The sequence below is a fragment of the Ensifer sp. genome (assembly GCF_035999185.1).
Classification (GTDB): Bacteria; Pseudomonadota; Alphaproteobacteria; order Rhizobiales; family Rhizobiaceae; genus Ensifer.
In genome coordinates, this window is record NZ_DASYHB010000127.1 from 1 (window position 1) to 13,050 (window position 13,050).

The following is a 13,050-nucleotide window of genomic DNA, read 5'->3' on the forward strand; positions in this document are numbered from 1 at the left end:
CGCCTGCCGCATAGGTTAATGGAGATTCACGCTTGGCGGCTGGCAACCGCTGATTTGCAGGGGCTACGGGGCCCAGAAGCACGAAAGTGACAGAATGGCGAAGTACCGTATTTCCCTTTCCAAACAGACGTTTGGCGTGGCAGCTATTCTGTCGGCGTCGATTGTCTCGGGATGCTCAACGGTAGAGCACACGTCGCTCGCAGATCTGACGGCCGTGCAGACGGTCACGCCGCTCGCAAAGCCCGGCACTGAAATGACCGCCTATGCCCTGCCGACGCCTGATGGCGTTGCCACCGCAACGAGCGCTGCTCTTGTCGCCCAGACGGCGGCCCAAACCACCGGCGTCGCGACCACCTATCCGGTCGCGACCGATCTTGCCCAAGGCGCCGAAGCGGCTCCGGCGCTGGTAGCGGTCCCCGCTGCCAAGCCGGGCGATACCATGGCCCTTGCCATGGTTGCCCCGACGAACGCCGCCATGACCAATGCCGAGACCGCGACTGCCGCCGTGACCCTGGCCTCCGCCGATGCCTCGCAGGTAGCAGCAACCGCCCCGACCGTCGCTGCTGCCAAGTCCAGCCGGGTGCAGGACCTGCCGGTTTCCACGCTCGCTGTTGCCGCTGCAATGGAATCGGACTTCGACACCGGCGAGCCCGTCGGCCTCGAAAACCTCGTTGCAAACCGCATGATCGTACCGACCGAGCGCCCGAAGACGGGCGTCATCGGCTCGACCGTGGCCGCCGTTGCCAGCGTCATCCCGGATTCGATGAAGTTCTCCAAGACGCCGACGAGCTCGCGTCCCGAACTCGACAAGCTCATCAAGTATTACGCCGACCTCAACGGTATCCCGGTCGAACTGGTGCACCGTGTCGTCAAGCGCGAGAGCAACTACAACCCGCGCGCCTACAGCAAGGGCAACTACGGCCTGATGCAGATCCGCTACAACACCGCCAAGGGCCTCGGCTACGACGGTCCGGCGGAAGGTCTGTTCGACGCCGAAACCAACATCAAATACGCGACGAAGTACCTGCACGGCGCCTGGATGGTGGCCGACAACCAGCATGACGGCGCGGTCAAGCTCTATGCGAGCGGCTATTACTACCACGCCAAGCGCAAGGGTCTGCTCGAAGAGCTCGGCATGAAGTGAGGCAAGCCTCACTTGCTGGAGTTTCTCTAGCCGCTGACCGGGACGATTTTTAAAGAGGCGCTCAATCGAGCGCCTCTATTATTTTGCCGTTGAGCTTCTGCACGTCATAGCCGAGCCGCGAGGGTGTCAGACCGAGCCTGACCACCGCAAGCTTCAATGAGGGCACGAGCATAATGGCCTGGCCGTCATGGCCAAGCATCCAAAAGCTGTCTGCCGGAAAGCGGCCCGTCCCTGCCCTGACCCCGTTTTCCTCCAGCCACACCTGACCCTGGCCGTATTTGCCGCCGGACGCCTTGGTCGGCGTGCGCATGAACGCGACATAGCCCGCAGGCAGCATCGCCTGCCCCTTCCAGACGCCGTCCTGCAACAGGAACTGAGCAAAACGCGCCCAATCATGCGCTGTCGCATACATGTAGGACGAGCCGACGAACGTGCCCGCCTCATCGGTTTCCATCACCGCGCTCCGCATGCCCAGGGGTGAGAAAAGGGCGTCGTGCGGATAGGCAAGTGCTGCGGCCGGGGCATCGAAGGTTTGCATCCAGAGCTTCGCCAGAAGCGTGCTCGTGCCACTGGAATAGCGGAAGTCCGTCCCGGTCTCGGAGGAGAGTGGCTTTGCCGCCGCGTAAGCCGCCATATCCTTCTCGCGGTAGAGCATGCGGGTGACGTCGGTGACGTCGCCATAGTTCTCGTTGAACTCCAGCCCGCTCTGCATGCCCATGAGGTCGGCAAGCGTGATGCGCGCGCGCCCGTCGCCAGCCCATTCCGGCAGGAGCCCGGCGCGTGCCACATCCATGTGTCCGCCAGCGACGCGCAGACCGATCAGCGCCGCCGTCACGGATTTGGTCATCGACCAGCCGAGAAGCGGTGTCGAACGATCGAAGCCTTGCCCATAGGTCTCCGCGACCAGGCGACCATCTCTTATGACGGCGATCGCCCGCATGCCCGGCCCGGCAAGCTCTCCGTCTTCGATCAGCTTCTGCAGGGCGGGGTCGATTTGTGCCCCCTCGCCTTCCGGCCAGGTCGCATCCGGCAAAGGTGCAGGTGCGGCGGCCGCGGTCCGGATCTGTGCAAGCGCGCTCGCGTCGCCATCAGGCAGGCTCGTGCAGCCCGTCCCCGGCCGATAGGCCGCGTAGCCCGCAGCGGCAAAGCCCAGGATCCGGGCCGTCACCATCTGCTTCTCGCTATCCACGGCGACGCTGATCAACTTCAGCAAGGGATGACCGGGTGCCTGGACGTCATCGGCAAGCACCGCTTGTGCATCGCGCCCGGCGATGAACACGTTGGAGCAGACGATCTTGGCCGCATAGCCGTCACCGATCTTGAGCAGTTCCGGTGGCGCCAGCGCGAGCCAGCCAAAAAGGCCGGCAGCAATCAGCACCAAGGCAGCACCCGATATCCTCAACACGCGTCCCATGCGCTCCTCCGACTTGAGGCGCAAAGAGAACCAGCATTTCGCAGCCAGGAAAAGCCCCGACGGTTTCAACCTGTCATTTTAAGAAGAACCGCCCCGGACGCTTTGCAGATAGCAGAGATTGCTCGCGCGCAAGATCCCGGCGCCGCCTTGCGCGACGTGCTCTATGCAGTGCGTCGCAGTTCACCCATTTTGCCGCCGCCAAACAGCACGGTCACGTCGGCAATTGGCGGCGAAATCCATGGGCCGCGGAGTTCCGCCGCGCCGCAGGCGCGCGCGCAATCCGCCTCGCTTTCCTTCTCGACGCCGCTGACGCCGATCGCAAGACGCAGCACCTGGCCCGTCTTGATCAGGCAGGCAAGCAGCGCAACGCTGCGCTCACTGCCGTGGGCCGCCCGCACGGCGGCCAGATCGACCGTCACCTGGTCGGGCTGCACGTCGGAAATCTGGTTCAAGGGCAGCGACGAGGCAGAGCCCCCGCCCAGCGCGACCCGCACGCCAAGCACGCGCAGGCCGCGCAGGTTCTCAGCGAAAACGGCCAGGTCTTCCGTCGAAACGCCCTCGGCAACCTCGATCGTCAACCGCCCCGGTGGCAGGCCCGCCGCAAGCAGGCATCGCTGCACCTGCACCACGAAGTCGCGATCCCTAAGCTGGGAAGCGAAGGGCACCACGGTCAGCCCGGTCGGCGATGGCCAGCTTGCCGCCTGTCGGCAGGCGGCCTGAAGTGCCCATGCCCCCAGCGACAGCGTGAACGCGCTCTGCTCCGGCGGCTCGAATGCGTCCGCCCCGATCACGCCACGAAGCGGATGCCTCCAGCGCAGCAGCGATTCGAACCCTCGGACAACACCGCTTTCGCCACCGGCGATCGGCAGGAATTCGAGGAAGAACTCCTCCTGCGCAAAACCCCGCACCAGATCGCGCTCCGCCTCCGCCCGCTGGCGCATGGCGTCCGACATCGTTTCGGAATGGAAGGCATGGCTGTTGCCGCTGATCGCTTTTGCCTCGTAGAGCGCCAGATCCGCCCGCTTCAGCACATCGCCCGTCGAAATGTCCGTCCGCTCGATAAAGGCGATGCCGATGCTGCAGCCGGAAGCGACCTGGGCCTCGCCGAGATCGAACGGCAGCTCGAACAGTCTCTCGACGCGCGTTGCCAACATTTCGGCCTCGGCTTGCGATGACGCGCCGGCCGCCGCGACCACGAACTCGTCGCCCCCCAGCCGGTACACCGTCGCTTCTCCGGCGAATGCCCGGCGCAACCGCGCGCCAAACAGAGCCAGCAGCCGATCGCCAGCATCATGCCCCAGCGTGTCGTTGATGGATTTGAAACGATCAAGGTCGAGGAGGAGCAATGACTTGCGTTCGAACGCGGCCCCCTCGACGCAAAGCGCCTGGCGAATATCAGCCTCCAGCGCCGCCCGGTTTGCAAGCCCCGTGAGCTTGTCGCGGTGGACCTCGTGGCGCAGCCGCCGCTCGGCACGGCGGGCCGCAAACAATTCACGTTCGAGCCGACGCGAATAGCGCCAGCGATAGAAGGAACCGCCGAGGAGAAACGGCATGGCGCCGGCCGCCACAATGGCGGTAACGTCCCAATGGGTCGTCGATTGTTCAATCAGAACGGTTTCCGTCGCCAGCCATGCCGCAGAAACCAGAGCCCCCAATGCCGCGCCGGCAGCCGCAAATCGCTGCTCGGGCTTCGGCAGAAACGTTCTTAACATCATGTCGACGCCCCCCGAATATGAGAAGGTGCTAGCACGCTAGGGTTTAATGAATTCTTATGGGTGAAAAATCACAGTCACAGCCTCTACGGCGGGTTCGGGCGGCTGTGGAAAGCCCGTCATCAAAGTGTAGCCGAGTCAATTTAGAAGCGGCTAAGTTTCAACTGGATGACCGTCTGAGATGAATGAACTCGCTCCCGACGTCGGCTTTGGCAGAAAAAATCCGAAGCTGAAAAACGCCCTGCTGCAGCACAAGACCCTCTCGCTTGCGGGCCTCTCGGAACGTCTCTTCGGCCTGCTGTTTTCGGGCCTCGTCTACCCGCAAATCTGGGAAGACCCGATCGTCGACATGGAAGCGATGCAGCTCGGCCCCGACAGTCGCATCGTCACCATCGGCTCTGGCGGCTGCAACATGCTGACCTATCTATCAGCCGGCCCGCGCAAGATCGACGTCGTCGATCTCAACCCGCACCATATCGCGCTCAACCGCTTGAAGCTCGCGGCCTTCCGCCATCTGCCGAGCCACAAGGACGTCACGCGCTTCCTCGCCACCCAAGGCACCGGCACCAACGTCCAGGCTTTCGATCTCTTCCTCGCACCCAAACTCGACGCGGCGACCCGCAGCTACTGGAACGGCCGCAGCCTCGCCGGCCGCCGCCGCATCGGCGTCTTTGGCCGCAACATCTATCGCACCGGCCTTCTCGGCCGCTTCATTGCGGCGGCCCACCTGCTTTCGCGCATGCACGGCGTCAATCCGGAAGAGTTCGTCCAGGCGCGCTCGATGCGCGAACAGCGCCAGTTCTTCGACGAGCGCCTGGCGCCGCTGTTTGATCGTCCCACCATCCGCTGGATCACCGGGCGCAAGAGCTCGCTCTTCGGCCTCGGCATTCCGCCGCAGCAGTTCGACGAGCTCGCAAGCCTGAGTGCCGAGAAGTCGCTCGCCGCCGTGCTCCGCCAGCGTCTCGAAAAGCTCACCTGTCACTTCCCGCTGCGCGAGAACTACTTTGCCTGGCAGGCGTTCGCACGGCGTTACCCGCTGCCGCAAGAGGGCGACCTGCCGCCCTATCTGAGCGCCTCTGCCTATGAGACGATCCGCAACAACGCCGAACGCGTCGAGGTTCATCACGCAAGCTTCACCGAGCTTCTGGCCGGCAAGGCTGCCGGCGCCGTCGATCGCTACGTGCTGCTCGACGCCCAGGACTGGATGAACGACCAGCAGCTGAACGACCTCTGGACGGAAATCACCCGTACGGCCGATACCGGCGCGGTTGTCATCTTCCGCACCGCGGCCGAAGACAGCATCCTGCCAGGCCGTGTTTCCGCAGCCCTGCTTGACCAGTGGCACTACGACGCCGAGACCTCGCTGAGGCTTGGCGCAGAGGATCGCTCCGCCATCTATGGCGGCTTCCACATCTACCGGAAGAAAGGCTAGGCCCGTGCTTGAGGCTCGCAGTTCCCACGCGCGGCGCATGGACCACATGTACCGCTACCAGCGGCATTTCTACGATCTGACGCGCAAGTACTACCTCTTCGGTCGCGACACGCTGATCCGGGAGATGCACGCAGCACCTGGCGCCTCGGTGCTTGAAGTGGGTTGCGGCACCGGCCGCAATCTCTCGCTAATCGGCCGCTGCTTCCCCTCGGCCCGCCTGTTCGGCCTCGACATTTCGCAGGAGATGCTGACCTCGGCCGATGCAAAGCTCAACCGCGGCTCCAGGCCGCGAGCAACGCTTCGGGTCGCCGATGCCACGGATTTTGACCCGGCCATCTTCGGCGAGCGAGGCTTCGACCACGTCGTCATCTCCTATTCGCTGTCGATGATCCCCGACTGGCAGAAGGCGATCGACGCGGCAATCGCGGCGCTCAATCCTGGCGGCTCGCTGCACATCGCCGATTTCGGCCAGCAGGAACGCCTGCCGGCAGGCTTTCGTCGGGCGCTGCGCGGCTGGCTCAATCGCTTCCACGTGACGCCGCGCGAGCGCCTGTTCGAGGTTTTGCGCGACAAGGCGAGAGCGAACGGTGCCGACCTCGAACGGCGCGCGATCGGCCGTGGTTATGCTTGGCTGGCCGTCTATCAACGCCCAGCCGTTGCGGTCGCTGCCTGAGACCAGCAGCCCATGTCGTGCAACGCGCGGGCAATCCGCGCGTTGCCGCTTTTGGGTCGGCGCCGAAAATCTCCCGGTTTTCGGCGCTTTCGACCATGGGCACGACCGCAATTCCCGCTTGAGCTAACCCAATTTTTACGATGATATGGTGAAAATGGGGTTCACGCCTCGCGGGGGAAATCACCGATATGGAAGCCATCGTGTGAGGCAGGTTCGTCGATCGTCTCGAAACAGGTACCCCATGCGCCGGCTTCTCCTGGCTCTATTGCCCATTGCCACCCTTCTTTCCGCCTGTTCCTCGACCGACTACGACCTGATGCAGACGGCATCGATCCCACCGCGCTTTCAGGATACGGACCCGCAGAACTTCGGCGACCGGACCCCGCAGCACCACAACATCCACGGCATCGACGTTTCGAAATGGAATGGCGATATCGACTGGACGAAGGTGAAGAACTCGGGCGTCTCCTTCGCCTTCATCAAGGCGACGGAAGGCAAGGATCGGGTCGATACGCGCTTCAACGAGTATTGGCAGCGGGCGCGGGCCGCCGGCATCCCCTACGCGCCCTATCACTTCTATTACTTCTGCTCGACCGCGGACGATCAGGCCGACTGGTTCATCGCCAACGTGCCGAAAAGCGCGGTCTACCTGCCGCCGGTGCTCGACGTCGAGTGGAACGGCGAATCGAAGACCTGCCGCCATCGCCCCTCGCCCGACGAAGTACGCGTCGAGATGAAGCGCTTCATGGACCGCCTCGAAGCGCATTACGGCAAGCGGCCGATCATCTACACCTCGGTCGACTTCCACCGCGACAATCTCGTTGACCAGTTCAAGGAGCATCACTTCTGGGTGCGCTCGGTCGCCAAGCATCCGGGCGAAACCTATGTCGAGCGTCGCTGGGCGTTCTGGCAATACACCAGCACCGGGGTGATTCCCGGCATCGACGGCGCCACCGATATCAATGTCTTCGCCGGCTCGGCGAAAAACTGGAAGAAATGGGTCGCGGCGGTCTCGCAACCGAAGCAGAACTGACATTCCTGCCGACAACTGTGGCAGGCGAACCCTTTTTCTTCTTTCGGTCATAATGCTCTGAAAGAGCAACGGCAGATTTACAAACAGCAGTTTCGTCCGTGGTGGCGCACGCGCATCCCACGGCAAAGAAAGGAATTTATGATGATCCGCATAGCCCGGCACGCCCTCGCCTCCGTCGCTCTTCTGGCCCTGACCGCGTCTGCGGCTGCCGCCCAGACCGCGGCTGCGACGGGCACGCAGGCAGCAGCTCCGGCGGTTGCCTGCGGCGGCGACCTCGGCGCGTTCCTTCAGGGCGTGAAGGCCGAGGCGGTCGCCAAGGGCGTTCCGGCCGATGTCGCCGACCGGGCGCTTGCGGGTGCCGCCATCAACGAAAAGGTGCTCAGCCGCGACCGCGCCCAGGGCGTCTTCAAGCAGACCTTCACCGAATTTTCCAAGCGTACCGTCAGCAAGTCGCGGCTCGATATCGGCCAGCAGAAGATGAAGGAATATGCCGACGTCTTTGCCCGCGCCGAGAAGGAATTCGGCGTGCCCGCCCCCGTCATCACCGCCTTCTGGGCGATGGAAACCGACTTCGGTGCCGTCCAGGGCGACTTCAACACCCGCGACGCGCTGGTGACGCTGTCGCATGATTGCCGCCGACCGGAAATGTTCCGCCCGCAGCTGATCGCAGCCATCGAGATGGTGCAGCACGGCGACCTCGACCCGGCGACCACCACCGGCGCCTGGGCCGGCGAGATCGGCCAGGTGCAGATGCTGCCGGAAGACATCATCGCCTATGGCGTCGATGGCGACGGCGACGGCCACGTCAACCTGAAGAAGAGCTCGCCCGACGCGATCCTGACTGCCGCCAAGTTCATCCAGAGCCTCGGCTTCAAGGCTGGCCAGCCGGTGATCCAGGAAGTCAGCGTTCCCGCTGAGCTTCCCTGGGAAAAGACCGGCCTGCAGCCAGGCATGAAGGCTAGCGACTGGTTCGCGCTCGGCGTCAAGCCGCGCAACGGCGACACCGCTTTCGGCAATCTCGAAGCCTCGCTGGTGCTGCCGCAGGGCCGCAAGGGCGTTGCCTTCCTCACCTACCCCAACTTCAACGTCTATCTCGAGTGGAACCAGTCGTTCATTTACACGACCTCGGCCGCCTACTTCGCGACCCGCCTCGGCGGCGCGCCCACCTATGAGGGCGGCAATCCGGAACCGGGCCTCGACGACGTTGGCATGAAGGCACTGCAGACCAAGCTCCAGACGCTCGGCCACAACGTTGGCAAGATCGACGGCATCCTCGGCTCCGGCACGCGCGCAGCACTCCAGAAGGAGCAGCTTCGCCTCGGCCGCCCGGCCGACGGCTGGGCAACGCTGGAACTCTTGAACGCTCTCTAAAGCAATTCCAGTGTAGAACGGTTTTCCGTCCGGAATTGCGTAATATCAGAGAGTTAGATCATTTCGCTGTTTCGACGAAACAATGAAATGATCTAGGCGCAACGGCGCGGGCAAGCGCGCCTGCCCTTTGCTGACGACCAACCGCCCCGGTGATCGCACGGATTGCCGGGGCTTCTTTTTGTCAGTCGCACAGCCGTAGCCTCCGGCAATGTTGGTGTACCTCCCACGCCGACCGCTCCCCTCGCTACCACGCACGCTTGCAAGAACCGGGTGGTCGCTTCTCCCGCGCCGGGCTATGAAACAGCGTCAGATCAGAACCGGCAGGCAGGACCATGAACGCACGCCCCGCAGTGAACGGCCAGCAGATGAATGTCACGACATGGGCGCTGCTTGCGCTTCTCGGCCTGATCTGGGGCGGATCGTTTTTCTTCGCTCGCGTTGCCGTCGCCCATGTGCCGCCGTTCACGCTGGTGTTCCTTCGGCTGGGCCTCGCCGCCGTGGCCCTGCATCTCTACATCCGCGGCCGCTTCGGCATGTACGAGGCCCTTGCCAGCCGCTGGCGCGAATTCGCGCTGATGGGGCTGATCAACAATGCCATCCCCCATGCCTTCATCTTCCTTGGGCAAACCCATATCGGCGCCGGGCTTGCGGCGATCCTCAACGCCACCACGCCGGTCTGGACCGTCCTCATCGCCAATATGGCAACGGAGGACGAAAAGCTGAGCTCGACCAAGCTTGCCGGCTGCCTGCTTGGCCTTGCCGGCACCGTGGTCCTGATCGGGCCGAGCGCCGTCGCCGGTCTCTTCGGCACGTCGAGCAGCGTGCCACTCTGGGCGCTCATCCTGCCTGTGCTTGCGGCCGTCAGCTACGGCTTTGCCGCAACCTACGGCAAACGCTTCAAGGACCTGGCACCGCCGGTGACGGCCGCAGGACAACTGACGGCTTCGACGCTGATTGCCCTGCCCGTCGCCGCTTTCAGCGATACGCCCTGGCTGCTGCCCATGCCACCAATCGAGGTGGTCCTTTCGATCCTCGGCCTGGCGCTCGTCTCCACCGCCTATGCCTACATCCTCTTCTTCCGCATCATGCGGGAAGCCGGTGCCACCAACACTTCGCTCGTCACCCTCATGGTGCCGCCAAGCGCGATCCTGCTCGGCTACCTCTTTCTCGGCGAGACGCTGCAGGTGGCGGATTTCGCCGGCATGGTGCTGATCGCACTCGGCCTGGCCGTCCTCGACGGCCGAATCCTGCGCCGCAAACGGGCCGCCTGAACGGGGGAATCGGGGGCTTGAATGGTACCCGTTTGGGGCACTCACGCACGGTTACAAACGTTTACATTAACCTTGTCGAAGCGATTGTGAAAAAAATGTGGCAGCCTCGAAATAGCAATGTTTTCAGATCTATAGGCCTGTGAATAAGGGTTTCCGACCTCACGGATTTCGCACTGCAGCACAAGTTTCCCTTTAACCCTCCCTGATTTCGCCCTATGTTTTAACGCGTTAACGCAGGGAGGGTCTTCCATGGGCCTTACACATTCGCTGAACGTCCTCATGATCAGTGCAGCGTTCGTATTCGTAGCCACGATGCTTTTCATCTGAAGAGCGAGCTGCTGACAGTCCAAAACCGAATAGGGACTTAAATTTCCGGGAAACCATTTTGCAGCACCAAGCAAGTTAGACCGCCAAGAGAGCACAGGGTCTAGACGCTGCGACAAACGAGAAAGCGCCTGAAGATCGATCTTCGGGCGCTTTCCTTTTTGGGCGACCTTTTCCTGAAGCGGCCACAGGCTGAACCATTGAAGCGGTTCGAGGCGTGTGGCTGAGGCAGCGCGGCTCAGGCCGCGGCACCTGCCACTCTCTTCTGCGGCGCTTCCTCGAGCGCGCCGCTCGTCTCCGGTTGAACCTGCTCGAAGCCGACGAGATCGAGTACAGCGGTCACCAGAGGCGTGCGGTTCATCGTATAGAGATGGAAATCGCGCACGCCGCGACGCGCCAGATCGACGATCTGCTCGGCGGCGATGTGGGTCGCCTCCTTGAAGCGCTCGGCCGGCTGGTCCTCAAGGTGGACGAGCCGCGTAACGATTGCCTCCGGCACGCTGGCGCCACAGAGACCGGCAAACTTCTGCACCTGCGTGAGATTGTTGATCGGCAGGATGCCCGGGACGATCGGGATATTGATGCCGGCGCGGCGTACGCGCTCCAGGTAGCGTTCGTAATCATTGTTGTCGAAGAAGAACTGGGTCAGCGCCCGGTTCGCACCGGCGTCCACCTTGCGCTTCAGCATGTCGATGTCGGACGCGACGTCGGGGCTTTCCGGGTGCTTTTCCGGATAGGACGAGACGGAGATCTCGATATCGTCGCCGCGCGCGCGGATCGCCCTGACGAGATCGGCGCTGCTCTCGTAGCCGCCTGGATGCGGCTGGTAGACGCTGCCAATGCCGCCCTGCGGATCGCCGCGCAAGGCGACGAAGTGCCGGACGCCGCAGGCAATGTACTCGTCGATCACCGCGTCGACTTCCGCCTTCGGCGCGCCGACGCAGGTCAGGTGAGCCGCGGTATTGGCAAAACCCTTTTCCTCGATCATGCGACGGACCGTCGTCAGCGAGCGTGCCTTGGTCGAGCCGCCGGCGCCATAGGTGACGGTCACGAAGGCCGGACCGAAGACGGAAAGATCTTCCGCTGTCTGGAAGAGCTGCGCTTCCATCTCATCGGTCTTCGGCGGGAAATACTCGAAGGAGAGCTTCAGATTGCCGCGTTCGGCCGGATAAAGCGTCTGTGCCGTCATATTTAAACTCCCCCCGCCTGGACACGCGGCCTCGGCGTTTCATTCTCATTCACGGCCCGCCGATCGCGCGCCAGCCAGATGGTCACCGTCAGTTTCCCGCCGTCCGCCCCCTCAGGCGACAGATCCGTGGTCTTTTCGAGGACCAGCCCCGCCTTGGCCAGCCAGTCGGCCATGGCCTGATGCGAGAAGCCGAGGCGGGCATGGGCGTGCTCGTCGCGCAGGTGCTCGAGCCCGTGCGGCGCAAAGTCGATGATGACCAGGCGACCACCGGGCATCAGCATCCGCGCGGCCTCGGCGATCGCCGCCTCCGGCTCTTCGAGGAAATGCAGCACCTGATGGATGGTGACGAGATCGAAGGTCTGGCCGTCGAGCGGCAGGTTGAAGATGTCGCCATGGCGGATCGATGCCTTGGTGATGCCGGCCCGGTCGAGATTGGAGCGCGCAACCGCGAGCATGTCGCGGCTGGCGTCGACCCCGGTGCCCCGGCGATAGAGCCCTTCGAACAGCTGCAGGATACGGCCCGTCCCGGTGCCGAGATCGAGCAGGCTTTCGACCGGCTCGTCGCCAACCATCTCGCGCAGCTGAGCCTCGACGTCGCGCTCGCTGACGTGCAGGCGGCGAAGCTCGTCCCAGCCGGCAGCGTTGCGGCTGAAATAGGCCTGGGCCTTCTCGGCTCTGGCCTTCTTGAGCGTGGTGAGCCTCGCTGCATCGCGCGAAAGCACGGCATCCTCGACAGAGGCGGAAGCCAGCATCGCCCGCACGAGACCCACACGGGCGCCATCCTGTCTCAGTCGAAAATAGGCCCAGGCGCCTTCCTGGTAACGGTCGATCAGTTCGACCTCGGCAAGCAGCTTCAGATGCCGCGAAATACGCGGCTGCGATTGCCCGAGAATTTCGGTAAGATCGGTAACGGTAAGATCGCCCGCAGCCAAGAGCGCGACCAGACGCATGCGGGTCGGCTCGCCCGCCGCCTTCAGCACGTCCACCAGCGCATCCAGTCCCAGTTGCCCCTGAGTAGCCATCGCCATCCCCATCAACACATAAAGATATGTTTATGTGATTTGCGACGCTGGCGCAAGCGGATTTGCGCTGGAAGGCCAAAGAATGCCGCTGGCGAAACAGGACCATAGCCGTATAGGCCATGCCAAGGTGTCACGTCCGCCAGCCTGGCTCCGCCCGGCCTGTCCACCCAAGGCCGTCGCCTTCACGTTCAGCAATCGAAGGCGCGGCGCTGGCACGTTGTACGTCACTGGAGCATCCTGCCCTCACGTAGCGTCACTGGAGGCAGGCCGCTCACGGACGAAGATGCCGGAGCACCCATTGTGCGGTCAGGGTAACGTGCGGCACACCAGGCGGCCAGCGAGCTCGCCCCGGACTGCCAACGATCGGAGAGGCCGCTGCCCACTGGTAATGCCACTTCCAGACCCCTCGCCCCTGACCGGCTCCAAAGCACAGAGCCCCCTCAGGGGCGCGAAATACCGCGTCGC

10 protein-coding genes are annotated in these 13,050 nt (G+C 63.5%); 6 read left to right on the plus strand and 4 right to left on the minus strand.

Annotation, left to right across the window (positions count from 1 at the left end; genetic code table 11):
• Positions 1-94 precede the first annotated feature (94 nt).
• Positions 95-1,144: a lytic transglycosylase domain-containing protein gene (locus VGO04_RS16420; RefSeq protein ID WP_327497032.1), complete on the plus strand. Its 1,050-nt coding sequence runs from the start codon at positions 95-97 to the stop codon at positions 1,142-1,144.
• Positions 1,145-1,205: 61 nt separating this feature from the next.
• On the opposite strand, the gene VGO04_RS16425 is transcribed toward VGO04_RS16420, so the two are convergent.
• Positions 1,206-2,558 carry a serine hydrolase gene (locus VGO04_RS16425; protein WP_327497033.1) on the minus strand — a complete coding sequence of 451 codons (1,353 nt, stop codon included), beginning with the start codon at positions 2,556-2,558 and terminating at the stop codon, positions 1,206-1,208.
• A gap of 161 nt (positions 2,559-2,719) precedes the next feature.
• Positions 2,720-4,273, minus strand: a complete 1,554-nt coding sequence (locus VGO04_RS16430; protein WP_327497034.1) for a putative bifunctional diguanylate cyclase/phosphodiesterase — start codon at positions 4,271-4,273, stop codon at positions 2,720-2,722.
• A gap of 178 nt (positions 4,274-4,451) precedes the next feature.
• Between VGO04_RS16430 and VGO04_RS16435 the strand changes: the two genes are divergently transcribed.
• The 5 genes from VGO04_RS16435 to VGO04_RS16455 all read left to right on the plus strand — a co-directional run bounded on the left by VGO04_RS16435 (position 4,452) and on the right by VGO04_RS16455 (position 10,050).
• Complete coding sequence (locus tag VGO04_RS16435) at positions 4,452-5,702, plus strand: DUF3419 family protein (RefSeq protein ID WP_327497035.1); 1,251 nt, start codon at positions 4,452-4,454, stop codon at positions 5,700-5,702.
• 37 nt (positions 5,703-5,739) lie between these two features.
• Positions 5,740-6,375, plus strand: a complete 636-nt coding sequence (locus VGO04_RS16440) for a class I SAM-dependent methyltransferase (protein ID WP_327497083.1) — start codon at positions 5,740-5,742, stop codon at positions 6,373-6,375.
• 241 nt (positions 6,376-6,616) lie between these two features.
• Positions 6,617-7,408, plus strand: coding sequence for a GH25 family lysozyme (locus tag VGO04_RS16445; protein ID WP_327497036.1), 792 nt, complete (start codon positions 6,617-6,619; stop codon positions 7,406-7,408).
• 141 nt (positions 7,409-7,549) lie between these two features.
• On the plus strand, positions 7,550-8,779 hold the full coding sequence (locus VGO04_RS16450; protein WP_327497037.1) for a lytic murein transglycosylase: 1,230 nt from the start codon (positions 7,550-7,552) through the stop codon (positions 8,777-8,779).
• Between the two features lie 332 nt (positions 8,780-9,111).
• Positions 9,112-10,050, plus strand: coding sequence for a DMT family transporter (locus VGO04_RS16455; RefSeq protein ID WP_327497038.1), 939 nt, complete (start codon positions 9,112-9,114; stop codon positions 10,048-10,050).
• Between the two features lie 562 nt (positions 10,051-10,612).
• Here VGO04_RS16455 and metF read toward each other — a convergent pair.
• Both metF and VGO04_RS16465 read right to left on the minus strand, forming a co-directional pair.
• Positions 10,613-11,563, minus strand: a complete 951-nt coding sequence (metF, locus tag VGO04_RS16460; RefSeq protein ID WP_327497039.1) for a methylenetetrahydrofolate reductase [NAD(P)H] — start codon at positions 11,561-11,563, stop codon at positions 10,613-10,615.
• 2 nt (positions 11,564-11,565) lie between these two features.
• Entirely contained in the window at positions 11,566-12,585 is a 1,020-nt protein-coding gene (locus VGO04_RS16465) for a metalloregulator ArsR/SmtB family transcription factor (protein ID WP_327497040.1), read from the minus strand.
• Between the last annotated feature and the right edge of the window lie 465 nt (positions 12,586-13,050).

Excerpts from the sequence above, each read along its gene's own strand:
- VGO04_RS16420 (WP_327497032.1), top strand. The coding sequence starts at position 95 with ATGGCGAAGTACCGTATTTCCCTTTCCAAACAGACGTTTGGCGTGGCA.
- VGO04_RS16425 (WP_327497033.1), bottom strand. The coding sequence starts at position 2,558 with ATGGGACGCGTGTTGAGGATATCGGGTGCTGCCTTGGTGCTGATTGCT.
- VGO04_RS16430 (WP_327497034.1), bottom strand. The coding sequence starts at position 4,273 with ATGATGTTAAGAACGTTTCTGCCGAAGCCCGAGCAGCGATTTGCGGCT.
- VGO04_RS16435 (WP_327497035.1), top strand. The coding sequence starts at position 4,452 with ATGAATGAACTCGCTCCCGACGTCGGCTTTGGCAGAAAAAATCCGAAG.
- VGO04_RS16440 (WP_327497083.1), top strand. The coding sequence starts at position 5,740 with ATGGACCACATGTACCGCTACCAGCGGCATTTCTACGATCTGACGCGC.
- VGO04_RS16445 (WP_327497036.1), top strand. The coding sequence starts at position 6,617 with ATGCGCCGGCTTCTCCTGGCTCTATTGCCCATTGCCACCCTTCTTTCC.
- VGO04_RS16450 (WP_327497037.1), top strand. The coding sequence starts at position 7,550 with ATGATCCGCATAGCCCGGCACGCCCTCGCCTCCGTCGCTCTTCTGGCC.
- VGO04_RS16455 (WP_327497038.1), top strand. The coding sequence starts at position 9,112 with ATGAACGCACGCCCCGCAGTGAACGGCCAGCAGATGAATGTCACGACA.
- metF (WP_327497039.1), bottom strand. The coding sequence starts at position 11,563 with ATGACGGCACAGACGCTTTATCCGGCCGAACGCGGCAATCTGAAGCTC.
- VGO04_RS16465 (WP_327497040.1), bottom strand. The coding sequence starts at position 12,585 with ATGGCTACTCAGGGGCAACTGGGACTGGATGCGCTGGTGGACGTGCTG.